Genomic DNA, 25450 nt, shown 5'->3' with positions numbered 1-25450 from the left:
AATCTCTAAAATTAGGTCATGCAGCCCTTTAGATAAATCGGCGATATTGAAAGTCAAGACCCTTTACAAAAGAAAAGCCTCGTTTTTTTTTGCGATGGGGGGAGGGGGCCTAGGCGTGTGATATTTCCAGCAGGCCCTAAAATTGGAGGTCTTCGAAATCCTTGAGTTCAGACTTCATGAAATCCCTTAATTTTTTAATGATTTTTGCCTCAAGCTGCCGGGAACGCTCTTTAGTAATAGAGTATTTTTGCCCTAATTCCTCCAAAGTGAGGGGTGTCTCAGAAAGGAGGCGATTTCTAAGAATATCCTCTTCCCGTTCATTAAGGGTTTTGGCAAATTCTCCCAATTTTTTTCGAAACAGGACCCGAAGTTGGTCTTCGGCTAAACTATCGTCAATTCTGGGAGATTGAGAAGGAAGAAGGTCAAGGAAGGTCCCCTCTCCCTCTTCGCTATTGATGGGTTGATCGAGGGATAATTCCCACCCACCGAGCCGCTGATCCATTTCCACGACGTCCCGTTCACGCACCTGAAGCCGATCGGCGATTAACTTGGAATCAGGAACGAACCCTTGACGTTCGAGTTTGGCTTTTTCCTTTTTTAAATTATAAAAAAGCTTGCGTTGCTCCTGGGTGGTACCAATTTTCACGAGGCGGTGTGAATTCAGGAGATACCGTAAAATAAACGCACGGACCCACCAGGCGGCATACGCATAAAAGCGTACATTTCGGCTCACATCGAATTTCTTAATGGCCTGCATGAGTCCAACGTTGCCCTCCTGGATCAAATCCATTTGATCGGCACCGGTATGAGCGTATTCCGAAGCAATGGCTACGCAGACTCGTAGATTGGCTAGGATGAGTTTGACCGCGGCTTCTCGGCTGCCCAGGGTTTGATATTCATGGAATAAGGCGATTTCCTCTTCTTTGGATAAAAAGGGGTATCTCCGGACCTCGGCCAAATATCGATTGAGGGGAGTGCTGGGAATAAGCGAACTGGCGCTTGCAGTCGATTCCTGGTCTCCGGCCTCAATAGAGGGAGCCTCACGAGGATAGTCGATATTGATTTCATCCAAAGAAAATTCGACGTCCAGAACGTCTTCTTCGGCTTCTGGTTTATCGGGGTCTTTCTGTGGAGAGTTTGGCGAGTTGTCCATTCAGTAAAGCAATTGTGTTGTCAGAATAAACCGGAAATGTACTGGAATCGCGGGGAATTATAAACATCCCAACAAGAGAATGACAAAGAGGAATTGAGTTGACCCTTTTCGATGGATTGGGTGAATTGCGGGGGTAAAATGGGATCTTCTATAGTGACTGGCTGCGATAAATAAAGCGGTGTCATTAGTGAAGATGCCTAATTTTGGCGTCAGAGGTGTTTTCGATTGACGAGACGCCCAGTAAGCAATTGGTAACTGGCTCACCTTCGCATGACTTGTGTAGTACTGAGGAAAATGAGACTGAAAGCCTTGAAAGATGGACATTGGCCCTCGCTGTTAGGAGCCTGGCTGCATTTTGAAGTGAGTTTCATGGTATGGCTCTTGATTGGGGCGCTAGGGGTGGCCATTGCTCAAGAATTTGATTTAAGCGCCACACAAAAAGGATTTCTTGTTGGTGTTCCCTTGCTTGGTGGGGCACTCCTTCGAATCGTGGTGGGGCCCTTTGCGGATCTTTTTGGTGCTAAGCAGGTGGGCCTAGGGATTTTAGCTCTGGAAGTCGTCGCCCTCCTTTTAGGATGGCTGTTTGGAGCCTCATATTTCCACATGTTAGGGGTGGGCTTTCTCCTAGGATTTGCAGGGGCGAGTTTTGCGATTGCGTTACCCATTGCCAGTTTGGCGTATCCGCCAGAACGTCAAGGGTTAGCCATGGGAGTGGCGGCAATTGGCAATAGTGGAGTGTTATTAGCGACCTTCTTTGGTCCTCGAATTGCCGAATCCATAGGATGGCAAAATACCTTCGGGGTTATGATCATTCCTGTGGTCATGACGGCCATCCTGTTTTATTTGTTAGTGCCTGATCATTCCGGCCAGGTTTTCCGAAAGTCCGGAGCAACGTTCTCGGTCCGGTCTGCTCTCCAACAGCCCTTCATGTACTGGTTGTGTTTTTTATACGGAGTGACCTTTGGTGGGTTTGTCGGATTTTCGAGTTTTTTGCCCATCTATTTCCACGATCAGTACCAGTTGGATATGGTGACGGCTGGGACGATAACGGCCATATGCGGGCTTGCTGGGAGTTTAGCGAGACCAGTGGGTGGGCATTTGGCAGATCGCCTTGGGGGGATTGGGCTGCTGCTAACGTGTTTTTTGGTCACGGCCATACTGAGCGTGTTATTGTCAGGACTATTACCCCTCAAATTTGCCTTACCCTTGACCATCATCATGCTATTGTTTCTTGGATTTGGAAATGGGGTGGTATTTCAAATTGTTTCCCTACGCTTCCAGGGAATAATGGGAACGGCTTCAGGTTTTGTAGGGGCTGCTGGGGGTATTGGAGGGTTTTTACTTCCGTCCTGGTTTGGGGTGCTTAAGGATGCCACAGGAAGCTATGCGAGTGGATTTCTAGTTTTTGGGCTTTGTTCGGGGCTGGCAGCCACAAGTGTTCTGTATATGCAACGATGGGGCCGGGTGTCGTTGAATGCCCCGTCGGTGCCCAAATAGCCTGAAGGTTCCGATTGACAGGGCGTGGTAAACTCCATATAAGCTGAAGCCAAATGGGGAATGTCGGGAGCATGGAATCTTTTCATACAATTGAAGAAGCCCTTCAAGATATCCGGGATGGCAAATGCGTCATTCTCGTAGATGACGAAGACCGAGAAAATGAAGGGGATTTGGTCATGGCGGCCGAAAGCGTCACGCCGGAAGCCATAAATTTCATGGCCAAATACGCGAGAGGTTTAATCTGTTTGGCCTTGACGTCGGCTCGGGCGGATGAACTTCAACTGCATCCCCAATCCATAGAAAATACTGCACCATTTGGGACAGCCTTTACGGTATCGATCGATGCAGCGAGGGATGTGACAACAGGTATCTCGGCGTCGGATCGGGCTACCACCATTCGCATGGCAGTGGATCCCACATGCCATGCTTCAGACTTCACCAAGCCTGGTCACATTTTTCCACTTCGTGCCCATGATGGGGGGGTCTTAAAACGGGCCGGACAAACTGAGGGCTCGGTGGATTTGGCTCGACTGGCCGGGTTGATTCCTGCCGCGGTCATCTGTGAAATCATGAACGATGATGGCACGATGGCCCGAGTTCCGGACCTGGTGGAATTTGCCAAGCACCATCAGCTAAAACTCATCACCATCAAAGATTTAATTCAATACCGCTTATTACGTGAGAAATTTGTCAAACCCTCGGTGAATGCACAGATGCCGACGATATTCGGAAACTTTGAAGCGCAAGTTTTTGAAAATGAGCTAGACAGCGGGACTCATATTGCTTTGGTCAAAGGGCCGATCGACGAGTCTCCCACACTCGTTCGCGTACATTCCGGCTGTTTGACCTCTGATGTGTTTGGCTCTCTTCGGTGTGATTGCCGAGATCAATTGCATCGCGCCATGGAAATGATTGAGAAGGAGGGCAAAGGCGTTCTGCTGTATTTGAATCAAGAGGGGAGGGGGATTGGGTTGCTCAATAAGATTCGGGCGTATCATCTTCAAGACCAGGGAAGTGATACGGTCGAGGCGAATCTCCAATTAGGGTTTAAGCCGGATCTCCGGAATTATGGGATCGGTGCACAAATTCTTGTGAGTTTGGGCTTGAAGCAAATTCGCCTGATTACCAATAATCCACGAAAGATTGTTGGGATTGAAGGTTATGGGCTGAAGGTCGTGGAGCGCATCCCCATTGAAATTGATCCCAAGGACACCAATGTAAAATACCTCCGCACGAAAAAAGCTAAGCTCGGGCACTTACTCAACAATGTTTGAGGTGGCCACGTGTGTTGTGCCGTGAATGATAATGTGTCCCTTGAAGTCTCGCCGATAACCCGCAGTAACCTTTAGGTTTGTCGATACTATGAAAATTAAAGAAGGTACGCTTGATGGAAAAGGATGTCGGTTTGCCCTGGTGGTAAGCAAGTTTAATGAATTTGTCACGAGCCGACTCATGACGAGCACGCTGGAAACGCTTCAACAGCAGGGTGTGGATGAGGAAAGTATTGAAACCGTGCGTGTGCCTGGAGCGTTCGAAATTCCCTTGGTGGCACGACAATTAGCCAGATCAAAACGGTATGATGCCATCATTTGTTTAGGGGCGGTGATTCGTGGAGAGACGCCTCACTTCGATTACATCAGCACAGAAATGAGCCGAGGCATTGCAGAGGCCTCCTGGGAAACGGGTATTCCCATCGTGTTTGGGGTGCTCACGACCAATACTGCCGAACAAGCGGTAGAACGGTCAGGAGCGCCTGAAAAAAATCGGGGAGCGGATGCGGCACGAACGGCAATCGAAATGGTCACGTTAATGAAAGAATTACAAACCATCGGACGGAACACGACAGGGTTCCTTTCATCCTAATTCATCGCTTAACCTATTCATGAAAGTCTGGAATCCCGTGGCCGAACCAGTGAATGACATGCCGGAGTTTCCCTCTGCGCCGGCGTTGACCCGGCACAGCGCCAGAGAATTGGCGTTGCAAATCCTTTTTCAAATTGATTTTCATGGCACCACGGATGGGTGGCTTGAGGAGTTTTGGGAACAGCAGCGGTCATCCAGGCCAGTTCGAGAATTTGCCAACAAACTAGTTTCCGGGGTGCAGACGGAAAAGTTCGAACTCGATCGACTCATTCAAGAGTCCGCCGAACATTGGTCGTTGGATCGAATGCCCATTGTTGATCGGAATATCCTTCGGCAATCCATTTATGAATTGGTATGGATTCCAGATATTCCCGCAAAAGTGACCGTGGATGAAGCCCTACAATTGGCCAAAAGTTTTGCGGATGATGATGCCAAACGATTCATCAATGGCATTCTCGATAGAATTGTGAAACAAGATCCACGATTGCAAGAAAAACGTGTCGCGATGAATTAACCGATGGTCAGCCTTTGTCGTCATAATTTTCCTTCCCAACCATAGTCAACGGACCTCGACATGATTGAACGATACACCTTGCCCCGCATGGGTGCGCTGTGGACCCAACACCGAAAATATGAGGCATGGCTTCAGGTCGAATTAGCTGCCTGTGAAGCCCTTGAAGAGGAGGGGAAAGTTCCCAAAGGCATCGCCGCCCATGTTCGGCGGAGGGTGATGATTGACCCGGATCGTATTGATGCCATCGAACAAGTGACGAAGCATGATGTGATTGCCTTTTTGGAATCCCTGGCGGAGCAGGCCGGGCCGAAGGCCCGTCATATTCATGCCGGGCTCACATCCTCAGATGTGCTGGATACCGGATTGGCTCTTCAACTCGTAGACTCGGTCGGGATTATTCTTGAAGACATTGATCGTCTTTTGGAGGTGTTGAAGGCCAAGGCACTCGAACACCAAGAGACGATCATGGTAGGCCGATCGCATGGTATCCACGGGGAACCCATTTCACTCGGTATAAAATTCGCACTCTGGTTTGAAGAATTTAAACGCCACCGTACACGAGTGGTCGCTGCCGGCGAGGATATCGCTGTCGGCAAATTGTCCGGGGCCATGGGAACCTTTGCCCACCTTCCTCCGCGAATTGAATCGGTCGTGTGCAAAAAACTTGGACTCAAGCCGGCCCCGGTTTCCAATCAAATCGTGCAACGGGATCGGCATGCGGCCTATTTAACCGCCTTGGCGTTAGTCGCCGCCAGTATCGAAAAAGTCGCGACGGAGATTCGGCATCTGCAACGAACCGAGGTCCTTGAAGCCGAGGAGTATTTTAGTCCAGGACAAAAAGGGTCTTCGGCCATGCCGCACAAACGCAATCCTGTGGGGTCGGAAAATCTCTGTGGCCTCGCACGCCTGATTCGCAGTAATAGTGTGGCCGCCATGGAAAATGTGGCGCTGTGGCACGAGCGCGATATCAGTCATTCCTCCGTGGAACGCATCATTATGCCGGACAGCAACATTTTGATGGATTACATGCTCGTTCGGCTGACCAAGCTCTTGGATAATTTGGTAGTGTACCCGGATCGAATGCTCAAGAATTTAAATCTGACGGGTGGGCTGGTCTATTCCCAGCGGTTGTTGCTCGCATTAGTGGATCGAGGCGCGGAACGAAAGGCCGCCTATGAAGCCGTGCAACGAAATGCCATGGCCGCTTGGCAAGGGAATGGGAATTTCCAAGAGCTGGTGATGAAGGATAAGTTGATCACTCAAAAACTCCGCGGATCAGAAATCCAAACGTGTTTTGACCCTCATGCGTACTTGAAGAACTTGCCCCAGGTCTATCGGCGAGTGTTTGGAAGTTCGGCAAAAACGAAAAAAAAGAGTGCTGGGGCCACGCGCAAAAAAGGACGTGCATAAATCATGAAAGCCAAAATTCATGTGACATTGAAGTCAGGAATTTTAGATCCACAAGGACGTGCGATTCAGCAATCCCTCGCCACGCTGGGATTTTCCACCGTCAATGATGTGCGGGTGGGAAAGTTCCTGGAGGTGGAGTTGGGAGAAACCGATCAATCGCAAGCGGAATCTCAATTGAAGGCCATGTGCGAAAAGCTGTTGGCCAATACAGTGATTGAAGATTATCGGTATGAACTAGTGGGGTAGAGGACTTCTTTTGTTCTGTCGTCATTCTCGACGTGAGTCATCGGGAATCCATTTAAAAAACTAGGTGAAAATTGTAATCCTATGAAATTTGCCGTCATCGTATTTCCAGGATCCAACTGCGATCATGATTGCGCCCATGCCGTGTCAGAAGGCTTGGGGCAAGACGTGCAAATGGTCTGGCATCAGGAAACGTCATTAGCTGGCGTCGATGCCGTGATTGTGCCAGGTGGGTTTTCCTACGGGGATTATCTTCGCACCGGAGCCATCGCCCAATTTTCACCAATCATGGAGGCCCTTAAAAAGTTTGCCACCAAAGGTGGAATCGTTCTCGGCATTTGCAATGGATTTCAGATACTGCTCGAAGTAGGGTTACTGCCTGGAGTGATGATGCGAAACCGGGACCTCTCCTTTATTTGCGAAGACGTATATGTCAAAGTCGAAAATGCCGCGACCCCGTTTACTAATGCCTGTGAATCCGGCCAAGTCTTGAAGCTGCCCATTGCCCATGCGGAAGGCAATTATTACACCGATCCCGTCACCCTCTCTTCCCTTCAAGCGAATGCTCAAGTGGTGTTTCGCTATAGTACTGCTGAGGGAAAAGTCACTCCAGCAGCCAACCCCAATGGCTCACTCAATAACATCGCCGGCATTCGGAATGCCGAGGGCAATGTCCTAGGCCTCATGCCGCACCCCGAACGCTGCGCCGAATCCGTGCTCGGCAATCAGGATGGCCTTCTCTTATTTCAATCGATGGTAAATGCCTTCACCGAAGTTCGTTCGGCCTAAAAAAATTGTTGAATTAGTAAATTAGGGTCAGACTCGATTTAATCCTGGTCGCTTCGCGGGTTAAAAATTAGGGTCAGACTCGAATTATTCAGACTCGTTTCGTGGACCTCCCCGCTGCAGGGGAGCTACCCGTCGCGCTCCCGATTTTTGCGAATAAACTGCTAACGATTTAAGTGGCCCTCGACGCTGAGCCTGGGTCACTTCCGGCAAATCCAGTCTAGCTCGTAGGCGTGTTTGTGGGGCCAGAAAAAAGGGAAGGTCTTTCAATAATGTATTTTTTTATCGGTTTAATTTTCCGCCTCCCCCACCACTAAGAAGGAAGATGTTTGTCTGCAGAAAATATAATAGATTTTCAATTGATGGTGGGTGTTGCAAGAAACCTCTTCCTTCCCGCCTGCTTTTTTACCAAGTGGCCCTAGGCATTACGCATATGAGGATTTTTTTTGATTAATAGTACTGATGGTTGCGGAGACCCAGTCATCCTGACATTTGGGTCTCCGTGTTCCATCCAGAGCGGTGGTCTGTACCACCTGGCTCGTCGCCTCCTAGAGATTCTTTGTCAAAAGTAGGGAGCAGCCGTAGGTTTCAATCTGGTTCTTTGGGAAATCATCGTTCCAACCTATCAAAATTACTCCATGATTACAGGCCATGATTAAACTTAGTCCAAACATCCTGGGTTCCGACGCTGCCAGCCTCATAATGACAGAAGGTCTACACATAATTGGTTGGGTGCCCACGACCAGAGTTTCGGATTTGTTCGGGGGCACGGTGTTGAATCTACAATGCGTTTCAAATGTTCTGAATTACTAATGAGTCCAACTTACCCATTTCAGGTCTCCTCTTTCACTATCAGAAAGCAAAACTTGGGCCGAGTGTAGTTTATTTTTGGTTCTAACTTTTTTTTGAATTAGAAAGGCCTTTTTTCCAAGTACCATCAGGTGCTTCCAGATGTGTTCTGTTTGGAGGATTACATATGAATTAAGTTATTATACGTAAATACAATGTGAAGAAGAAGGGCTTTCTTCGTATCTGATCAGATACATCGTCGTATCTGTTTGGATACAGTTTTCTCTTAGTTTTTGCTGGATGGTTTCCGATTTAATATAGGAGGGGCATGGTTGAGCTGATGGCTCCCAATATTCAGATTTTGCGTTCTTCAGGATTTTTCAGTTTTTGATTAACAAAGGGGTTTTAAATGAGGGTTTTAGTCACAGGAGGTGCGGGGTTTATTGGGTCGCATACGGTGGAGGCCTTGTTGGAGGCGGGGGCATGGGTCCGGGTCTTTGATAATCTCTCTACCGGGAAGCGCGGGAATGTGCCGGACCATCCGAAGGTGGAGTTGCAGGAGGGGGATATTCGGAATCCGCAGGAGGTCAATGCGGTGATGCAGGGGGTGTCCCATGTGTTGCATTTGGCGGCCCAGGTGTCGGTACAGGCTTCGGTGGAAGATCCGCCCACGTCGTGCACGCAAAACATTTATGGGTTTGTGAATGTGATGCATGCGGCTTGTCAAAATAAAGTGCAACGGTTTGTGTATGCCTCCAGCGCGGCGGTGTATGGAGTGCCGGAGCAGGTGCCTTTATCCGAAGAGAGCCGGCTCGCGCCGATTTCGCCCTATGGGTTGGAGAAGTATGTGAATGAACAATATGCGACCCTGTTTGAGTCGCTATATGGGTTCCGGTCGATGGGCCTACGCTATTTTAATGTGTTTGGGCCACGGCAGGACCCGAAATCTCCCTATGCGGGGGTGATCAGCAAGTTCATCGAGCGGATTTCCGCCAAGCAACCGTTGCTCGTCTTTGGGGATGGCTTGCAAACGCGGGACTTTATTTATGTCAAAGATATTGCTCAGGCCAATCGGGCAGCCTTGGAGGGCACGGGAACTGGCGCTTGTAACATTGCCACCGGAAAAACCTGGACCCTCCTTCAGGTGATCGAGACGCTATCGACGTGTGTGAAGCAGTCTCTGAAGGTTGAGCATAAGGCTCCTCGTGATGGTGATATTATGCATTCGGCGGCCTACAATGATCGACTTCGTGAGGTGCTGGGGTATACCCCCAAATCGACTCTGGAAAATGGGTTGCGTGCACTGCTGAAAAGTCTGGAATAGTCTGCTGGTCATAAAGTGGGGGCACGTGTTGTTTCCTGGCTGATACTAGGGCTTTGCTGGCATTTTAATCCCCGGGTTGTTCGTCGGGAATGAGTGCTGCGAGTTCCTGGGCCTTGGATTGGGCTTTTTCAATTCCCAGGGTTGTGAGTCGGTATTTCCCGCCTTTTCCTCTTCCTGATTTCAATAACCACTGTTTTTTTAATGAGTCTGCCAATACACGATCCAGCCGGGATTGGGTGCCGCCTATGAGTTTCAAAATCCGGTTTAATTGTAAGGCTGGAACCTCCAGTTGATTCTTCAGCTCTCGACATCCCAGCAGGAGAAGGAGAATGGTCTCTTCGGCATTAGCCCTACCAGGTGATATGACTCGTGGCGTCAGTTGGGAGGTGGTGGGGTCATGGGTGAAAAGTTTGTGAAGAGGGAGGTTCGGTGCTGAATTTAGTTTTTGGGGCGAACGACCTGGAAGGGGAGGGCCTGGCTCTTGGGCGTTGCCCGCTGGATTTTCCTTCGCCTTAATCTGTGACGGAAACGTATTATTGGTCAACTCTTTGACAAGGTCGCGAAATAAAGCAAATTGCTCGGTGACCGCACGTGGAGTTCCTTCTGCTTCGAATTCATTTTCACTGACTTTTATTCTCAACTTTAACTTGTCCATCGAATGACTTTAAGTTGCCTTGAAGTTTAGTTGACCATGACGGTAAATGTCATAATAGTTTTTAATGCCACCATTTATGACCTAAAATGCCATGAATTTTCAATAGGGTAGAAATGGTAGGGCCTAAGGGTGAGTGAGTCCTGGATTTTTTTGCCAAGGCGAGCAGGTTTGGGAAATGCCAAGGAAAATGAACTTTGGGGAAAGTTTACCCCGGGTGCGGTGAAGGATCAGGAGATTATGATAACGTCGCCAAAAAGTTTCAAACGATCAAATCTAAATAGCTGCTTGGCTCAATGGACCGTCCGGCAGGCCTTTTACACCCCAAAATTACATCACCTACGATGGCATTAATTCCACCCGCATTGTCCTCCCGGTAGGTCCCGAGCAAGATCTCACGTCCCTTCATGGTCGCCTCCAAGTATCTTAGTGTTCTCAGAAACCCTTGAGCCTGTTTTTCTCCATGCTTGGTCAGGGAGCTATCTTGCGGTGGAAAATTTGATAAGCGGCATGAGGGGGTGCATGATATAAAGAGGAAGAACACTGGAGATCCCGGGAACCTCGGTCTCACCAAGACTCGTGCAGGAGGGTCATCATGAAGGCTCCAACACAACCACGATTTGAAGATTTTTGGGTAGAAGTGGAGGAGAAGATCCACAGCCATCCGGTCATTGTTAATAATCCGTATTGCAAATGGTTCAAACAAGGAGAGGCGACGAAAGAGCAGTTGGTTGACCTGTTTGAACAATTTGCCGTCTTTTCCAAATGGTTTTTGCTGGCTCAATTGATGCGGGTGTTAAATGCCTCGGACCTGGAAGCGGAAGCCCATGCCCGCTATATTTTGGCGAATGAATTGGGGGTGAGACTCAGTCCAGACGGGTCTACCGAAAATCAAACATTTAAAACACAATGGGCGCATATCAATTGGTTAAGAGATACGGCCCGTCCCCTTCACTTAGACCCGGAAACACTTGGGAGCTGGGATTCGGCCTCTCCGTCGACCCGCGCCTTTATCAAAGGGCTGGAAGACACGTATGGCAATAAGGATGGCGAAGTGGGCCGGGGGGCCAGTTATGCCATCGAAACCTGGGCGGCCTGGGGCATTGGAAAAGGGGAGGCAGCCGAAGCCCATAATTTTTGGAAAGAATTAATCACCGGGATCGAGGGGTATAACCGAAAAAACAACCTCGAGGGTAAGGCAGCAATTCCCTTAAAATTTTTCCTCTTTCATTTTAACAGTGAAAAAGGCCACGGCGATAACGTTCTGGAGGAACTGAGCGAATCGTTTGCCAAGCCGGACTTCGATGGCAAAAAATTTATCGAGGCCGGGGTGAAGGCATTACATGCCATCCACACGTTCTGGGTCGGGTTGGATCACTCGCGGAAAGAAGTAAAAAAAGTCCCTCCTTTGGAAAACCGTGATCTTATCGAACAGCATTCTTGAGAGGACAGGGCAGTAGACCTGAAATTTCTTGAATTGTATTTGCCGTTTTTGCCTCAGCAGCTTCCTCTGAACCAATACTGGATAATCCAGGACTATCTATACCCAATTTCCTTTTTTGCCAAGCAACACATTCCCTAATTACCCGCTCTTGACTTCCAATCGGCGGTAATAAATTTCCTGAAATTCCTTCAAACAGTCCAGGTTGGCTATGGACGATTGGTTGGCCAAACATTTTCCTTGAAAGAGATCCCGAATCGCGGATTCCATTTTTTTGCCGTTCAAGGTTTTGGGCACTTCTCGAACTTCGTACATTTCATGGGGCACATGCCGCGGGGTGGCTTCTTTTCGAATTTTTTGTTTGATTTTTTCTGTTGGAAGGGGGGAGCCCTCGGCCTGTTTGTTGGCCACCACGAACAGGATGACTCGGATGTCGTCATCTTCTTCGATGCCGATGACCAGACTGTCCACGACTTCTTCAATGCTCTCCACGATCCGGTAGATTTCTGCCGTGCCGATTCGCACGCCGCCCGGATTGAGGGTGGTGTCGCTCCGTCCATATACAATAACGCCCCCATGTTCCCGGATTTCAATATAGTCGCCATGTATCCAGGTGCCCGGGACCTTGTCGAAATAGGCGTTTATATATTTAGCATCCCCCGGGTCCTCCCAAAAGCCGACTGGCATGGAGGGCGCGGGGGAGCGACAGGCTAATTCCCCTTTTTGATTGACTACCGGGCGGTGGACCTCATCCAGGGCCACGACATCCATGCCTAATCCCAGACATTGAATTTCTTCGGAGCGGACGGGGAGCATGGGATTGCCGAGCATGAAGCAGGAGATGATGTCCGTGCCTCCGCAGATGGATGCGAGTTGCACGTCCTGTTTCACGTGGTGATAGATCCAGTGGAAGCATTCTTTATCTAAGGGTGCGCCTGTCGATAAGATCGTGCGAAGGGAAGAGAGATCGTGGGATTGTGCGGGGCTCATGCCCTGTTTGATGTTTTGGGATAGATATTTCGGGCTGGTGCCGAACACGGTAATGCCTGCCTCATCGATGACATTCCACAGCACATGTAAATCCGGATACCCGGGAGATCCTTCGTATAGGACAATGGTAGCCTGTTGGGCTAGCACCGACGCCAACCAGTTCCACATCATCCAGCCGCAAGTGGTGTAATACATCACCACGTCTTTCGGTCCGATGTCCGTGTGCAGTGCATGTTCCTTGTGATGTTGGAGTAAGGTCCCGCCTGTCCCGTGGACGATGCATTTAGGCAGCCCCGTGGTTCCCGAGGAATACATGATGAACAGAGGATGCTCGAACGGGACCTGACGAAATGCAAATTTTGTTGGATCTGCCATGCCGAGAAATTGATCCCAGATGGAAACGAAAGGAAAGTGAAACTGCTTTTGCTTTACCGGTGCGTTGTTCTGAGGAACGACGACGATCTGTTGCAGGCCGGGCAGATCAGGAAGGATGGCCCTCAATGTTTCTATGACGGAATACGGTTTTCCGTGGTAGGTATATCCTTCGACGCATACCAATACCTTGGGTGCCACTTGTCCAAATCGGTCCCTGACCCCTTGCGGGCCGAAATCTGGCGAGCAGGAGGTCCAGGTGGCCCCGATGGCTGCGGTGCCCAGCATGGCAATGATGGTTTCCGGGATGTTAGGCAGATAGCCGGCCACTCGATCCCCTGGTTTGACGCCGATCTGTGTCAGGGCTGCCGCGAACCCTGTGACTTGTGTCGTGAGTTCGCCGTAGGTGAGCGACTGAAGCGGTTGTCCTTCAACTTTGCTGAGGATGGCGGGTTTTTCGGCAGGCGCGGTCAGCAGGTTTTCGGCATAATTCAGTTCGGCGCCGGAGAACCATCGGGCGCCGGGCATGGCGCCTGACGAGAGTGTTTCATCCGGCGGACGCAAAAACCGCAGGCCTGAATATCTTCGATAAAACTCCCAGAACGTTTCGAGATGCTGGACGGACCAGTGATGCAGTTCCGCGTAGGTGGTGAAGTGTTCCGAGAATTCCCTGTTCACGGCCCGCATGAACTGCCACATCTTCGACCGTTGGATACGGTGTTGATTGGGCTGCCAGAGAATCTCGTTCACGAATGCGCCCCGTGCGGGTGTGCGGTTACACGATTTCTATGATCATGGCCGTGGCCTCCCCGCCTCCGATACATAAGCTGGCCACCCCGCGTCGTCGTCCCGTGCTTTTCAGCGCATTAATCAGTGTCACAAGAATGCGCGCGCCGGTTGCTCCAATGGGGTGACCGAGCGCGATCGAACCTCCATGCACATTCACTTGGTCGGAATCTAACCCCAACGCCTCATGCACGATCAGGGACATGGCGGCAAACGCCTCGTTGATTTCAAACAGATCGATATCACTCACTTGAAGGCGGGATTGCTGAAGGACCTTTTTCACGGCCTCAATCGGCGCCAGCGCAAACGTAGCCGGTGCTTGTGCATGCGTAGCGTACCCGACGATTCTGGCGACGGGGTTGAGGTCTGAAAATTCCCCGCCTATTACCAAAGCCGCTGCGCCGTCGCTGATTTTGGCTCCGTTGCCTTTGGTAATGGTTCCGTGTTGTGAATCGAAGACCGGGGGCAGCGCAGGAAATTGGGCGAGATCGTCACACTCAGGTTGTTCATCATGGTCCACTCCGAAGGACTGTCCGCGTTGGGTTACCCGGACCGGCACGATTTCTCCGGCCAACACGCCGTCTTTTTGGGCTTTTTTCACGCGCTCATAACTGTTGACGGCGTAGGTATCCTGACTCTCGCGGGAAATGCCGTGTTGTTGAGATACTTTGTCGCTCAGTTCTCCCATGTGTCCATTTTCATGCTGATCCCACAACCCATCGTGGATGAGGCTGTCGATCATTTGGGCGTTGCCCAATTTGCGGCCCCGGCGCATGTGGGGAATCAAAAAAGGGGCCTGACTCATGCTTTCCATTCCACCGGCCACGATGAATCGGGCTTGGTTCAACCGGATCGCTTGATCGGCCATCATGACGGCCTTCATGCCCGAGCCGCAGACCTTGTTGATGGTGGTAGCGCTTACCTTTTCGGAAAGGCCGCTTTTCAGAGCCGCTTGTCGGGCCGGGGCCTGGCCGACGCCGGCGGAAATGACATTGCCGAATATCACTTCATCGATTTGGTCCTTTTGAATTCCCGCTCTTTGGATCGCTTCGGCAATCACGATGGAGCCGAGTTCCGGCGCGGTGAGAGAAGACAAGGCCCCATTGAACTTTCCGATGGGCGTTCGCACGGCGCTGTAGATGAAGGTTTCTTTTTTAGCCGAGGTCATTTGGTGAACCGCCCAGTTAAAGCAATTTGTCGTATTGTTCCTCCCCTTTGTAAGGGGAGGCTAGGTGGGGTAGCGTCATGAAAGGGTACCTGCTCCTCTAGTTGACGAATAGTATTGATCCGCGCTTCTACCTCCCCTAACCCCTCCTTGCAAAGGAGGGGGATTTAGTCAGCACTGAGAAATCCCTATGTGCTCATGCTAACCCGAACGCGTCATTATTTGTTTACCGTGGCACGTGGCATCTGAAACACATCCGTGGTTTTCGCATAAAAGTCTTCCCCCATCCGGCCGACGTTGCCCATCATTTCGGGTGCTATGCCTTTTTGCCATTCGATATCTTTGAATTGTGTGGAAAGGTGAATGGTTTTCACGTTTCCCAGCACCAACGTGCCGACTCCTGCGCCTTCCCCCAGTGGAATGGTCTGGTGAAGTTCGCACTCCAACTGAACCGGACTTTCGGAGATAAACGGCGGTTCACCCGGGCCGCGAAGAATGGGTTGCACGTTGGCCTCCTGGAATTCGCTGATGCCATGATCGTAGGGAGCCGATGAGGTGTTGGCTTTGTTCGCAGCCTGGAAGGAAACGGTTCCCACCACATATTTGCCTGTGGCTTTGATATTTTTTAACGTGTCTTTTTCCGACCCATCCCGGTTAAAAAAAATCGAGTTGGAAATAATCGGGGGGTTCATGGAACAAATGTTAAAGTAACTGAACGGCGCCAGGTTCACCTTTCCCGTCTTCGACACACTTGAAATCCACGCGATCGGGCGCGGTTGCACGATGGAATTCATCAAATGATAGATGTCCACCCAAAAATGCTTTGTGGGGTGAATGTCGAAAAACTCGGTGTGAAGGGTCATGACGGGTTCTCCTGCCAGCTCGTTGGATAGTCGAGATCCTCCAACGCTTCACTCTGCCGGGTCAAAAACAACGGCGCGAACGTGTCCACCATTACCGCCTGTTCATTCGTGTGTTTGAGCCCAATTGATTTCTGATAGGCGCCGGGATGCGGACCGTGCGGGATGCCCGACGGGTGATAGCTGATCGACCCGCGTTCGATGGTCTTTCGACTGGTAAAATCACCTGAATAGTAAAACAGGAGTTCGTCACAATCCACGGACGAATGGTAGAAAGGACAGGGAATAGCATTCTCGTCGAAGTCCAACACTCGTGGGAGAAAACTCATCACGGCAAATCCTCCACCGGCAAACGTTAAGTGTGAAACCGGCGGCAAGTGGACCCTGCCGGTTTTGGGTTGGATGTTCTTCAAGTTAATGGCGTAAGGATAGACGTAGCCGTCCCAGCCCGTCATTTTAAAATAGTTTTGTGCATACGACGTGTGAGTGAACGTGCCCTGCCGTTTGCGGACGATAGCCACGGGTGCGTCGCCTTCCATCAACTCCGCGTCCCATTCGGGACATGTAAAACTTCGCTCTGAATACGGGGCCTCCATTTTCAATTGCCCATGGTCGTTGATGAATTCCATAGGGATGCTCAGGGATTGTTTCGCTTCGACATAGATCAATTTCGGAGGATTGGAGAATTTGAACCGGTACGGGCATGACCGGGGGACGATCAGATAATCTCCGGGCACCAGGGGAAGTTTTCCAAACAGGCTTTGGATCTCGACTTCACCCGCCGCCACAAAAAACAATTCATCGGCATCGTTGTTGGCAAAAAAGTCTGGCGTGACCTCTCCCGGATGGCACAAGCCGTACGTCAAATCATCGTTGAAGGCCAGCGGGGTTCGACCGTTGATAAAGTTCCCCTGGGGGTGATTTTTTGAGCTTCTAAAATGTCGTCGCTGCAACAGGGGGTTGTCCCGTTTTTCGAGAACGCCCCAACTGGCCTCTTTGTAAGGCTTGCGTTCCACTTCACTCGTGGGAGGGTGGTATAAATACAGAGTGGAGTAGGGAGCTTCAAACCCCTCACGGGTAAAACAATATTCATTCAATAACTGCTCCCTGACATAAAACGCCGTGTGGTGCATTGGCGGCATGTTTCCCATCTTCAAATATTTAAACATGATTTATCCGACCCAATGGGTCAGCCTCCCAATGTGTTCAATTTCCAATTCCACTTTGTCCCCACTCTGGAGAAATCGATCCAGCTCCAGGCCACATCCAGTACCCACCGTGCCGCTAGCCAGAATGTCTCCGGGATACAGCGTCTGATCTTCCGAAGCAAAGGCAATCATCTGCGCAAAGGTGAAGTGCGACGATCCGCTATTGCCCTCCGACCATAATTCCCCGTTCACCCACGCCCGCATGTTCAGGTTTCTGGGATCGCGGATTTCGTCGGGTGTCACCAGCCAGGGGCCCAGGCCCGTATTGAAGTCTTTGGCCTTGGCGGGACCGAGGCCCACCTTCATGATTTTTTCCTGGAGTTGGCGGGCACTAAAATCGTTCACGATCGTATACGCGCCGATATGCTCGGCTGCTTCCTCCACGCTGATCCGATGACAGGGCTTGTGAATCACGATGCCCAATTCCAGTTCATAATCTTTTTTGTGTTCGTGTTTCGGAAAATGCACCGTGGTCCCGTCACCGCTGAAACACCGTGGGGAACCATTGTACCAGACAGGATACTCATACCATTCGGGCACGATATCCAGGCCACGTTTTTTTCGTGCGGTGCGGACATGATCTTCAAACGTATAAAAATCCAAGAATGCTCCAGGACGTTCCACGGGTGGGAGAAGCGTCACCTCGGATAAGGCGACCGGCGTTTGGGCGACACATTTTTTCCAGTGTGGGTTGCCCTGTTTGAGTTTGCCTAAGGCTTCGGTTGTGGTCATTTCTATCAAAGGAAAAATGTCCTTTTCGATCAGAAGTCCATGTGCCGTCGACCCGGACGTGGTCTCATACCGCAACAGCTTCATCGCACGGGTTCCTGCAATTCGATGGCTTCAAATAAGGCCCGGAAGTTTCCTTCCCCGAATCCCCCATGCCCGCACCGTTGAATTATTTCATAAAAGAAAGGACCGGCGCTTTCATCCTGATACAGCAGCGACGCGTCCTTCAGGAAAATTTGTAGCAAGTATTTTCCGTTCTCCCCATCTACCAATATGCCTTGTTCTTTGAGGTCGGCAAGGTCTTCCCTGAGATTGCCGATCTGTTGTTGGGCCATGCGTTCCGGCAACATATCGTAATACGTATCTGGTGTGGGAAGAAATTCAATGCCCCTTGATCGAAAATGTTTGACGGCGTCCACAAGGTTATCTACCCCCAACGCAATGTGCTGAATGCCCGCTCCATGATTTTTGTAAACGAAGGTTTGAATTTGCGAGTCATTGAAATGGGGATTCAATGGTTCGTTGGATGCAAACTTTACGTGCGATCCGGGATCATACATGACCTGTGAAAACAATCCGGTTCCCTTTTTTCCGGACTTGAAGTCCGGGGTGTGAAAGGACACGCTCCAAAATTTTTTGAAGTCCATGACCTGTTCGAAGAAGTTGTAAATTGGATAGATGGTTCGAGCGTTGATGGTGATGTGGTCGATACTGTTGAACGGTGAATCTTCATTCGGTGGGGAAGAAATTGTTTCAAACATGGGGATTTCATCTTCATTGCCTTCGATTTCCAGGAAGGTGAACTCGACAAACCCGATCGGAGAGGCAATCGTGATAAAGTGATGGCGACTATTTGGAGAACACACTTCTTTTTCTCTATGAACAAACGTCGCATAGTGATCTTGTAAATAGTCAATCGTTCGGTCGAGGTTTTCTACCTGGAGCACGACCTTACAAACTCCCGGACAGAGGGTTTTCAGATATTGGGCGGTATAGCTATGCGTGGTCAGGGGAGAGGACACCATAATTTTGATGTCATTGGCGGTAAAATAGATGGCCTTGCTTTTGAATTTGTCCTCCCAATCGCGTGTGGACTGATGTGTTTCCAGTAAACCCATTTTATTGCGGTAGAAGTCTCGACTGCGGTCAAAGTAATCGACCACAAATTCGATCGAATACACTTTTTTAATGCCTAATGCTGAGGGTGATTCCATGGCCTCGTGCCTCAAATAAGAGGTTAATGTGGCTGAGGATGGTGCAGCAGTTTGGTGTTTCAAACACCAAAACCATTATATAAGAGAGTCTCTAAAATTTGTCATATTTTTCTCTGTGGCGTTGCTCATACCTTAATACTATTTAGGGACGCATTTTTAAGATAAACTTCTTAAGTCCCTATCCCAGAACTCTTTTTTCCAAAGGAAGGGTTCCTCTTCTTTCACCATCATCACATCCATTTCACTATATACTTTATTCTACTCGAAAAAGTGTCAAATTGTTGGGTATTGTCTAGCTAAGGTGATGAAAAGAATATCCGACGAATTTGCCGATGAGTATTTCCACCTTCCATCCACACATGATTTCCTGCCACACTTGGAATACTTGAACATGTAACAGCCGATAGGCGAACGCCTTCGGCCTGTGACGGACCAGAAGGAACAGATTTTGCGTAATCCGTGGAGGATAAGAAGGCGTTTAGTATGGGGTGAGGGGAGTGAGGATGTTCCCGTAAAGTCGTACGAGAAAAATCTGAACTTTAGGTTGATGAAATTATGGTGCCGAGGGACAGAATCGAACTGTCGACACCAGCCTTTTCAGGGCTGTGCTCTGCCAACTGAGCTACCTCGGCACGAGGCAAGTGGATTGATTCGTGACTCTGCTGGAAAACAGGCTGGCGTGAGATTTGAGCCTAACCCGTAAATGAGGGGAGATGTGTATCAGGAAACCTCGAAAAAAATCAAGCATTCTTCCCGCTTGTGCCCAAAATCCTCGACTCATCTTCTTATAATGGGCTGGCAACCTGTCAGGCTGAGCGTCTTCGCGGACAATTCTATTTATGATGATGCCAGGGACGCATGATGGTAATCTCTTTGCGGGTGACGCTGAGGTAGCCATCTTCTTGCAGCACTTTCATGGCGCGGCTCACGGTTTCTCGTGAACATCCAATCATATGGGAGAGTTCTTGAAAAGACGGTCGGTCGCTGATGATGAGTGTTCCGTCTACCCGCTTGCCCTGTGTTTGGCCCAACCGCAGAAGGCATTGAGCGATTCGCCCATATATATCAAACATGGCCAGACTCCGAATCTGCTCGTCCGCTTGTCGGAGCCGCTCGGAGAGATGTTTCAGAATTTTCTGGCTGATGGAGGGATGAAGTTCAATTAGGGCTGAAAAGCTTGGTTGTTCCAGGATGAGAAATTCTGACTGTTCTGCCGTCATGACGGTGGCCGAACGCGGGGCTGCTTCGAGAATGGCCATTTCCCCGAAAAAATTTCCTGGTCCTAACATGGCGAGAATAATTTCTTGGCCCCCTTCACCCAACAACACGACTTTGACTTTTCCAGTCAGGACGACCATGAGAAAGTCGCCGGGGTCACCCTCGTAAAACACAATACTACCCCGTGGGTACCGCTGTTCTCTAGCTTTCTCAAGAATGAGATCAAGTTCCGCATTGGTGAGTTCGGAAAACAGGGGGATGGTTTTGAGGTGGTCGCGTTTCATTTTCATGGTTGAGGCAAAATCTCACTGAACCTGAGTTTTTCCCTACCTCTAGGGCAAGGTATCTCTATTGTAGCAGAGCCTGATAGAGGAGGGGCAAACATTTTCAGTTTTCTCATCCTTCCCTTGGCTGATGATGAGCTGGTTGTTTTTGACTGGCCGATTGGCTGAACCGTCAAAGTGAAATGTCTTGTTAGCTTGCTTGACGGATTTCTGCACGCAACTGTATTCTCAATTTCTTACGAAAATATCATGTTTCCAGGGCGTTTGTCGGTTCCTGGTAATTTCCATGAGCGGGTTCTTGCCTTTCCGTATCTCTAAGAATTTTGATTCTGTTTTCTTTTTCGGCATGGGTGCAGGTGGTCTTGTGAATACCTTAGATATTCAGGATTTCAATGAGTTTGGCAGTCTGCCGGTTGGCATTATTCAATAGGGTGGGAGTTTGACCATAATGAAAACTGACGAAGTGCAACCTAAAGACACAGACAAGGATGAAATAGAAGAACCGGCGGAAGGTGAGGGTCTCGAGCCGGAATTAGAAGAAGTTGATACGCCAACCTATATTACGAATCTCCTCAGGACTGCCAAAACTGCGGCGCCTCGTCTGGCCATTCTGACAGCCTCTGTTAAAAATCAAGCCCTTGTCGCCATGGCTGATGGGCTTGAAAATGCTTTAGAGGAGATTCTGGAGGCTAATGAAAAGGATCTAGAGGCCTTTGATGCGAGTCAGGGGCGCGAAGCCATGGCGGATCGTTTGCGACTGACTCCAGAACGCATCAAAGATATGGCCACAGGACTTCGGGAAATTGCCGAACTCCGGGATCCCGTTGGAGAATCCTTGGGGATGCGCTTGCGTCCCAATGGAATGAAAGTGGGAAAGGTTCGTGTGCCGATTGGGGTGATTGGGATCATTTATGAGTCTCGTCCCAATGTGACCGCAGACGCTGCCGCCCTGTGTTTGAAGTCTGGCAATGTTTGTGTTCTTCGGGGGGGCTCGGAAGCTATTCATTCCAATACCGCGATTGCTGCAATTTTATCCGAGGTTGCAAAAAAAGAAGGAATCCCTGATGGGGCCATATCATTTGTGGATCGAGCGGAACGTGAAGTCGTACTTGAGCTTCTCAAAAGGGATGATTGCATTGATCTCATCATTCCTCGTGGTGGAGAATCTCTCATGAAAACGGTCACGGAAAATACCGCCATCCCTGTGATCAAGCATGATAAGGGGGTCTGTCATGTGTATGTCGATGGGAATGCAGATTTGGATATGGCCCAGAATATTGCCATGAATGCCAAAGTACAGCGGCCCTCTACGTGCAATGCGATGGAAACGTTGTTGGTGCATCACCAATCAGCCCGGACCTTGCTTCCCAAACTTGGGAAAGAACTCCTTGCTGCAAAGGTAGAAATTCGTGGATGTGAAAAAACATGTAGTTATATTCCTGAAGCCCTTCCCGCGACAGATCAAGATTATGGGCAAGAATTTTTGTCACTGACCTTGGCCATTAAAGTCGTCAAGGACATGGATGAGGCGATGGAGCATATTCATCAATACGGGTCTCATCATACCGAGGTCATCGTGACAAAGGATTATTCACGGGCTCTTCGGTTTATGCGGGAAGTAGATGCGGGGGCTGTGATGGTGAATGCTTCGTCCAGGCTGAATGATGGCTACCAATTTGGCCTAGGTGCTGAAATTGGAATTAGCACCACAAGAATTCATGCCCGCGGACCGATGGGGTTGGAGGATTTAACCTGCTCAAAGTTCGTAGTATTTGGTTCCGGCCAGATACGCGAATGAGGCCCCTAAGGTACTACGTCTTTTTCCCTTTTTAATTTGCTGGACGAATTACCTCACCCTTCACAGCTGTGTGTTTGAGCAATACAGTTCCCTATCCTTTAGGTGAACTTTATTCTCCTAAAACTTTTGGATAAGAGAAATTAAAATCTTACGTTTTGATTGAGATTAAATTTCGCGCAAGTAGTGTTCAAGGAGTGCGTGGTAGGCGCGGATTCGTTTCACATATTGCACCGGTTCCCGTCCCCGCGCGTACCCATATTGGAGGTTTTGATAATAGGTCTTGTTGGAAAGGAGGGGTAGTACAGTTTTTAACTCTTTCCAGGAGTGTGGATTTTTTTCCAATTTTACAGCGAGTTTTTGGGCATCTCTGACATGGCCCAAGCCTACATTGTAGGCGGCAAGAGCAAACCAGGTTCGATCCTGCTTGGAAATATTTTGGTTGATTTGCTTTTTTAGGTACGCCACGTATCGGGCTCCGCCATCGATACTTTTATCCGGATCAAGCCTGTTTTTGATGCCTAAGGAAGATGCCGTGTTGCGAGTTAACATCATAAGCCCTCGTACCCCTGTTGGGCTTTTGGCATGGCGATCCCACCTGGATTCCTGATAGGCTTGAGCGGCCAGGAGTGTCCAGGGGACACCATATTGTTTAGCCGCCTGTTCAAACTGTTCACGGTACAAAGGTAGACGAGTTTGCACATGGTATTGAAACCGTTGAATGTCATACCAGGGAAGGTCTGAGGGTGGTTTGGGGATAAGGGATGATTTTTTTGCGGCGGAGGTTGGATCTTGCCACTGGGTAGAACCCAGAAAAAGCAGCAGTGGAGCGACAAGGACAGTGCACGCAGCTAAATTCCGTACCACGATTTTATAGGTGTCCATCGTGGGACTGGAAAATATACTTTTCGCATAAGAAAACTTGGTAAACATCAAGGCAACTCCTACTCGCTGGCTAGTATCGGTAGCTTGGTGTTGACGAAGATGTATGTTCTCATGGATCTTAGTCGTGGCGCAAGGGGTACTTTCGAGGGGATGTACCCAATATTGTTTTCTCCATAGCGTTGTGATGCCTTGCGTCATAATTTGTTTCATTATTGATCTATCGGTTGCCGTATCTGAGTGGCTAAAGACCTTAGGGGAAGACTTTATTTTTTTGAGATCATGTAGAGGTATTTTTTCCAAAAAATCATATACTTAAACAAAAATTAATTGAGGGCCGTAAAGGTCATCCTTTCTTTTTTTAGTAATATTTAGGCAATCTAATGGGACCATTTATTATTTTTTTAGATTTTGTGGGTATGCTGAGTTGATGTTCAATAAGCCAGAAAATCCTTCGTTGAAGCTAGTTGGGATTGGGGACCCAATTTGTGTGGATACGGAAACCATTTCAAACCTTGGTGCAGAATTTCATGTAGAGGAAATCAGCGTATTGATGCCGGGTATGGGTGGCCTGGGGATAAGAGTTGCTGGGCTATTAGAATTAACCGCTCTTCCCATAGGTAGCGATCATGTGACGTTTTCTTCTGCTGATGGGCAATATTCCGCCAGCCTGACTCTTGATCAAGCAAAAAAATTCGGTATTTTACTCTATCAGGTAGATAAGGCGCCTTTGCCTGCAGACAAAGGAGGTCCGTTCCGGCTAGTGACCCCTGGTCTTGGAGATTTATGCGCGAATGTGAAAAATGTTGGTCAAATTACGGTTACTGTGGGCTTGGGCAAGGATACCAGACCGGAAGAACGGTCCTGTTAAACCTTTGAAAATCGTTGAACTACCTTCAAACTCCTCTGATATATAATTTATTTCCTCGCTTGGCGGGATCATGTGATCGCTGGGGTGAGCATGCGGCACGTGCTGTCTCGATGGGATTTAATTGGATCTATATCAATCCTGTGAATGCTCCAGGGTTTTCCGGAAGTTTATATTCCACGAAGGAGTATGAACAACTCAATACAGCGTTTGTCCCACCAACCGCTGCCAGTCAATCACTTGATGTTCTCAAACCAGCCCTTCAGCACATGGTGGAGCTAGGACTTCATCCAATGATCGATTTAGTGATAAATCATACGGCTATCGATTCGCCACTCATTCATCGGCACCCAGCTTGGTTTCAAAGGGATGCCGATGGGCAAGTAATCAATCCTTGTGCCGTGGATCCCAACGATCCAACAAAGAAAACGGTTTGGGGGGACTTGGCAATCGTGGATAATGAAGAATCCAGCGATCGAGAGGGCTTATGGAGATATTGGACAGAGCTGGTGCTCCACTATTTAGCCCTGGGCTTTCAGGGCTTTCGGTGCGATGCCGCATATCAAGTCCCGGCAAAATTGTGGCAACGGTTGATCCAAGAGGCACGAAACGTCAATCCGAATGCCGTGTTTTGGGCAGAAAATTTGGGTTGCACCGTGGAACAAACCCGGGCTTTGCGTGCCGCAGGATTTCAATATTTTTGCAATAGTTCAAAATGGTGGAATTTTCAGGACGACTGGTGTTTAGCACAACATCGAGAATTCGAGGATATGCCATCAATTTCATTTCCCGAAACACATGATACCGATCGTCTCGCTCAGGAGACTCATGGATTGGAAAAAATTCAACGTCAACGTTATGCCTTTGCCACGACTTTTTCTGCGGGGATCATGATGCCGATTGGCTATGAGTTTGGATTTCAGAAACGGCTGCATGTGGTAGAGACTCAACCGTCAGATTGGGAGTCCGGAACCATGGAGTTGCAAAAATTTATTCATGCCGTGAATGACATCAAAATGAACACCCCCTTGCTTCAAGGAGAGGGAACCTTGAATCGTCTTTTTGTAAACCATCCATCGTTATTAGTCTTAGCTCGGGAAAGCGAGCATGCGCCAGGACAGAGAGGGTGGATTGTGTTGAACAGGGATTGGGATCATTCTGCCCAGTTGTTAATCCATGAACTTCAGCTTGATGGCAAGATTACCTGGAGGGATCTGACGAAGGCAGATCAACATCATCCAGAATCCCATGACGGGGGTTTTCTTGAAATTCAGCCTGCGGGTGTGTTGTTTCTTTCCAAAACTTCATAGTTGGTCTCAGAAAATGGTTATGTTACAAAAGAGTTTCTTCTTTTCGGAAACCAAAAAAACATATTCCCCATAATGAATCATTTGTCATTTTCATGAA

The 25450-nt window shown here is 49.1% G+C and carries 24 protein-coding genes and 1 tRNA gene; 13 read left to right on the top strand and 12 right to left on the bottom strand.

Annotated elements, in window-relative coordinates; translation table 11 throughout:
• Window positions 1-136: 136 nt before the first annotated feature.
• Window positions 137-1153 carry an RNA polymerase factor sigma-32 gene (locus PPG34_RS03030; protein ID WP_313831660.1) on the bottom strand — a complete coding sequence of 339 codons (1017 nt, stop codon included), beginning with the start codon at window positions 1151-1153 and terminating at the stop codon, window positions 137-139.
• 294 nt (window positions 1154-1447) lie between these two features.
• Between PPG34_RS03030 and PPG34_RS03025 the strand changes: the two genes are divergently transcribed.
• The 8 genes from PPG34_RS03025 (at window position 1448) to PPG34_RS02990 (ending at window position 9579) form a co-directional block, all read left to right on the top strand.
• Window positions 1448-2650: a nitrate/nitrite transporter gene (locus PPG34_RS03025; RefSeq protein ID WP_313831659.1), complete on the top strand. Its 1203-nt coding sequence runs from the start codon at window positions 1448-1450 to the stop codon at window positions 2648-2650.
• 71 nt (window positions 2651-2721) lie between these two features.
• On the top strand, window positions 2722-3924 hold the full coding sequence (locus tag PPG34_RS03020) for a bifunctional 3,4-dihydroxy-2-butanone-4-phosphate synthase/GTP cyclohydrolase II (RefSeq protein WP_313831658.1): 1203 nt from the start codon (window positions 2722-2724) through the stop codon (window positions 3922-3924).
• A gap of 88 nt (window positions 3925-4012) precedes the next feature.
• Complete coding sequence (ribH, locus tag PPG34_RS03015) at window positions 4013-4513, top strand: 6,7-dimethyl-8-ribityllumazine synthase (protein ID WP_313831657.1); 501 nt, start codon at window positions 4013-4015, stop codon at window positions 4511-4513.
• 19 nt (window positions 4514-4532) lie between these two features.
• On the top strand, window positions 4533-5027 hold the full coding sequence (gene nusB / locus PPG34_RS03010) for a transcription antitermination factor NusB (RefSeq protein WP_313831656.1): 495 nt from the start codon (window positions 4533-4535) through the stop codon (window positions 5025-5027).
• Between the two features lie 60 nt (window positions 5028-5087).
• Complete coding sequence (purB, locus tag PPG34_RS03005) at window positions 5088-6437, top strand: adenylosuccinate lyase (protein WP_313831655.1); 1350 nt, start codon at window positions 5088-5090, stop codon at window positions 6435-6437.
• 3 nt (window positions 6438-6440) lie between these two features.
• Complete coding sequence (purS, locus tag PPG34_RS03000) at window positions 6441-6683, top strand: phosphoribosylformylglycinamidine synthase subunit PurS (protein WP_313831654.1); 243 nt, start codon at window positions 6441-6443, stop codon at window positions 6681-6683.
• Between the two features lie 81 nt (window positions 6684-6764).
• Complete coding sequence (gene purQ, locus PPG34_RS02995) at window positions 6765-7469, top strand: phosphoribosylformylglycinamidine synthase subunit PurQ (protein WP_313831653.1); 705 nt, start codon at window positions 6765-6767, stop codon at window positions 7467-7469.
• 1195 nt (window positions 7470-8664) lie between these two features.
• On the top strand, window positions 8665-9579 hold the full coding sequence (locus PPG34_RS02990) for an NAD-dependent epimerase/dehydratase family protein (RefSeq protein WP_313831652.1): 915 nt from the start codon (window positions 8665-8667) through the stop codon (window positions 9577-9579).
• Window positions 9580-9643: 64 nt separating this feature from the next.
• Here the strand turns inward: PPG34_RS02990 and PPG34_RS02985 are convergent, their stop codons facing one another.
• Both PPG34_RS02985 and PPG34_RS02980 read right to left on the bottom strand, forming a co-directional pair.
• Window positions 9644-10234, bottom strand: coding sequence for a hypothetical protein (locus tag PPG34_RS02985; RefSeq protein ID WP_313831651.1), 591 nt, complete (start codon window positions 10232-10234; stop codon window positions 9644-9646).
• A 259-nt stretch (window positions 10235-10493) separates the two neighbouring features.
• Window positions 10494-10640, bottom strand: coding sequence for a hypothetical protein (locus PPG34_RS02980; protein WP_313831650.1), 147 nt, complete (start codon window positions 10638-10640; stop codon window positions 10494-10496).
• Window positions 10641-10826: 186 nt separating this feature from the next.
• Between PPG34_RS02980 and PPG34_RS02975 the strand changes: the two genes are divergently transcribed.
• Complete coding sequence (locus tag PPG34_RS02975; RefSeq protein WP_313831649.1) at window positions 10827-11675, top strand: hypothetical protein; 849 nt, start codon at window positions 10827-10829, stop codon at window positions 11673-11675.
• Between the two features lie 138 nt (window positions 11676-11813).
• Here PPG34_RS02975 and PPG34_RS02970 read toward each other — a convergent pair whose 3' ends face one another.
• The 8 genes from PPG34_RS02970 to PPG34_RS02935 form a co-directional block, all read right to left on the bottom strand.
• Window positions 11814-13784: an acetoacetate--CoA ligase gene (locus PPG34_RS02970; RefSeq protein ID WP_313831648.1), complete on the bottom strand. Its 1971-nt coding sequence runs from the start codon at window positions 13782-13784 to the stop codon at window positions 11814-11816.
• A 25-nt stretch (window positions 13785-13809) separates the two neighbouring features.
• Window positions 13810-14988 (bottom strand): thiolase family protein, encoded by a 1179-nt coding sequence (locus PPG34_RS02965; RefSeq protein ID WP_313831647.1) that lies wholly within the window; start codon window positions 14986-14988, stop codon window positions 13810-13812.
• A 215-nt stretch (window positions 14989-15203) separates the two neighbouring features.
• Window positions 15204-15848 carry a flavin reductase family protein gene (locus PPG34_RS02960; protein ID WP_313831646.1) on the bottom strand — a complete coding sequence of 215 codons (645 nt, stop codon included), beginning with the start codon at window positions 15846-15848 and terminating at the stop codon, window positions 15204-15206.
• Window positions 15845-16987: a homogentisate 1,2-dioxygenase gene (locus tag PPG34_RS02955; protein ID WP_313831645.1), complete on the bottom strand. Its 1143-nt coding sequence runs from the start codon at window positions 16985-16987 to the stop codon at window positions 15845-15847. Before PPG34_RS02955 ends, PPG34_RS02960 begins: the two co-directional genes overlap by 4 nt.
• Window positions 16988-17017: 30 nt before the next feature.
• Complete coding sequence (locus tag PPG34_RS02950) at window positions 17018-17869, bottom strand: fumarylacetoacetate hydrolase family protein (RefSeq protein WP_313831644.1); 852 nt, start codon at window positions 17867-17869, stop codon at window positions 17018-17020.
• The gene (locus PPG34_RS02945; protein ID WP_313831643.1) at window positions 17866-18996 is read right to left on the bottom strand and encodes a VOC family protein; all 1131 of its coding nucleotides are present in this window, start codon (window positions 18994-18996) and stop codon (window positions 17866-17868) included. The genes PPG34_RS02950 and PPG34_RS02945 overlap by 4 nt, the downstream gene beginning before the upstream one ends.
• Window positions 18997-19552: 556 nt before the next feature.
• Window positions 19553-19628: transfer RNA gene (locus PPG34_RS02940), tRNA-Phe, on the bottom strand.
• A 201-nt stretch (window positions 19629-19829) separates the two neighbouring features.
• Window positions 19830-20504, bottom strand: a complete 675-nt coding sequence (locus tag PPG34_RS02935) for a Crp/Fnr family transcriptional regulator (protein WP_313831642.1) — start codon at window positions 20502-20504, stop codon at window positions 19830-19832.
• 280 nt (window positions 20505-20784) lie between these two features.
• Here PPG34_RS02935 and PPG34_RS02930 point away from each other — a divergent pair, with 280 nt between their 5' ends.
• A complete protein-coding gene (locus PPG34_RS02930; RefSeq protein WP_313831641.1) occupies window positions 20785-20928 on the top strand; it encodes a hypothetical protein in 144 nt (47 codons plus the stop codon).
• An 18-nt stretch (window positions 20929-20946) separates the two neighbouring features.
• Window positions 20947-22296, top strand: coding sequence for a glutamate-5-semialdehyde dehydrogenase (locus PPG34_RS02925; RefSeq protein ID WP_313831640.1), 1350 nt, complete (start codon window positions 20947-20949; stop codon window positions 22294-22296).
• 165 nt (window positions 22297-22461) lie between these two features.
• Here the strand turns inward: PPG34_RS02925 and PPG34_RS02920 are convergent, their stop codons facing one another.
• Entirely contained in the window at window positions 22462-23376 is a 915-nt protein-coding gene (locus PPG34_RS02920) for a transglycosylase SLT domain-containing protein (RefSeq protein WP_313831639.1), read from the bottom strand.
• Window positions 23377-23665: 289 nt separating this feature from the next.
• Here PPG34_RS02920 and PPG34_RS02915 point away from each other — a divergent pair, with 289 nt between their 5' ends.
• Both PPG34_RS02915 and PPG34_RS02910 read left to right on the top strand, forming a co-directional pair.
• Complete coding sequence (locus tag PPG34_RS02915; RefSeq protein ID WP_313831638.1) at window positions 23666-24046, top strand: molybdopterin-dependent oxidoreductase; 381 nt, start codon at window positions 23666-23668, stop codon at window positions 24044-24046.
• A 59-nt stretch (window positions 24047-24105) separates the two neighbouring features.
• Entirely contained in the window at window positions 24106-25353 is a 1248-nt protein-coding gene (locus PPG34_RS02910) for an alpha-amylase family protein (RefSeq protein ID WP_420888058.1), read from the top strand.
• Window positions 25354-25450: the final 97 nt, after the last annotated feature.

This window comes from Candidatus Nitronereus thalassa (assembly GCF_032191465.1).
Classification (GTDB): domain Bacteria; phylum Nitrospirota; class Nitrospiria; order Nitrospirales; family UBA8639; genus Nitronereus; species Nitronereus thalassa.
The sequence above is the reverse complement of the archived record's forward strand: the minus strand, read 5'-3'. Positions and strand labels throughout refer to the sequence as shown.

Bases quoted from the DNA above. Each gene is read 5' to 3' on its own strand.
- ribH (WP_313831657.1), top strand. From the start codon at position 4,013: ATGAAAATTAAAGAAGGTACGCTTGATGGAAAAGGATGTCGGTTTGCC.
- PPG34_RS02980 (WP_313831650.1), bottom strand. From the start codon at position 10,640: ATGAAGGGACGTGAGATCTTGCTCGGGACCTACCGGGAGGACAATGCG.
- PPG34_RS02950 (WP_313831644.1), bottom strand. From the start codon at position 17,869: ATGAAGCTGTTGCGGTATGAGACCACGTCCGGGTCGACGGCACATGGA.
- purQ (WP_313831653.1), top strand. From the start codon at position 6,765: ATGAAATTTGCCGTCATCGTATTTCCAGGATCCAACTGCGATCATGAT.
- PPG34_RS02955 (WP_313831645.1), bottom strand. From the start codon at position 16,987: ATGCCGCCAATGCACCACACGGCGTTTTATGTCAGGGAGCAGTTATTG.
- PPG34_RS03020 (WP_313831658.1), top strand. From the start codon at position 2,722: ATGGAATCTTTTCATACAATTGAAGAAGCCCTTCAAGATATCCGGGAT.
- PPG34_RS02990 (WP_313831652.1), top strand. From the start codon at position 8,665: ATGAGGGTTTTAGTCACAGGAGGTGCGGGGTTTATTGGGTCGCATACG.
- purS (WP_313831654.1), top strand. From the start codon at position 6,441: ATGAAAGCCAAAATTCATGTGACATTGAAGTCAGGAATTTTAGATCCA.
- purB (WP_313831655.1), top strand. From the start codon at position 5,088: ATGATTGAACGATACACCTTGCCCCGCATGGGTGCGCTGTGGACCCAA.
- PPG34_RS02930 (WP_313831641.1), top strand. From the start codon at position 20,785: ATGAGCGGGTTCTTGCCTTTCCGTATCTCTAAGAATTTTGATTCTGTT.
- PPG34_RS02960 (WP_313831646.1), bottom strand. From the start codon at position 15,848: ATGACCCTTCACACCGAGTTTTTCGACATTCACCCCACAAAGCATTTT.
- PPG34_RS03030 (WP_313831660.1), bottom strand. From the start codon at position 1,153: ATGGACAACTCGCCAAACTCTCCACAGAAAGACCCCGATAAACCAGAA.
- PPG34_RS02975 (WP_313831649.1), top strand. From the start codon at position 10,827: ATGAAGGCTCCAACACAACCACGATTTGAAGATTTTTGGGTAGAAGTG.
- PPG34_RS02925 (WP_313831640.1), top strand. From the start codon at position 20,947: ATGAAAACTGACGAAGTGCAACCTAAAGACACAGACAAGGATGAAATA.
- PPG34_RS02945 (WP_313831643.1), bottom strand. From the start codon at position 18,996: ATGGAATCACCCTCAGCATTAGGCATTAAAAAAGTGTATTCGATCGAA.
- PPG34_RS03025 (WP_313831659.1), top strand. From the start codon at position 1,448: ATGAGACTGAAAGCCTTGAAAGATGGACATTGGCCCTCGCTGTTAGGA.
- PPG34_RS02965 (WP_313831647.1), bottom strand. From the start codon at position 14,988: ATGACCTCGGCTAAAAAAGAAACCTTCATCTACAGCGCCGTGCGAACG.
- nusB (WP_313831656.1), top strand. From the start codon at position 4,533: ATGAAAGTCTGGAATCCCGTGGCCGAACCAGTGAATGACATGCCGGAG.
- PPG34_RS02920 (WP_313831639.1), bottom strand. From the start codon at position 23,376: ATGACGCAAGGCATCACAACGCTATGGAGAAAACAATATTGGGTACAT.
- PPG34_RS02935 (WP_313831642.1), bottom strand. From the start codon at position 20,504: ATGAAAATGAAACGCGACCACCTCAAAACCATCCCCCTGTTTTCCGAA.
- PPG34_RS02985 (WP_313831651.1), bottom strand. From the start codon at position 10,234: ATGGACAAGTTAAAGTTGAGAATAAAAGTCAGTGAAAATGAATTCGAA.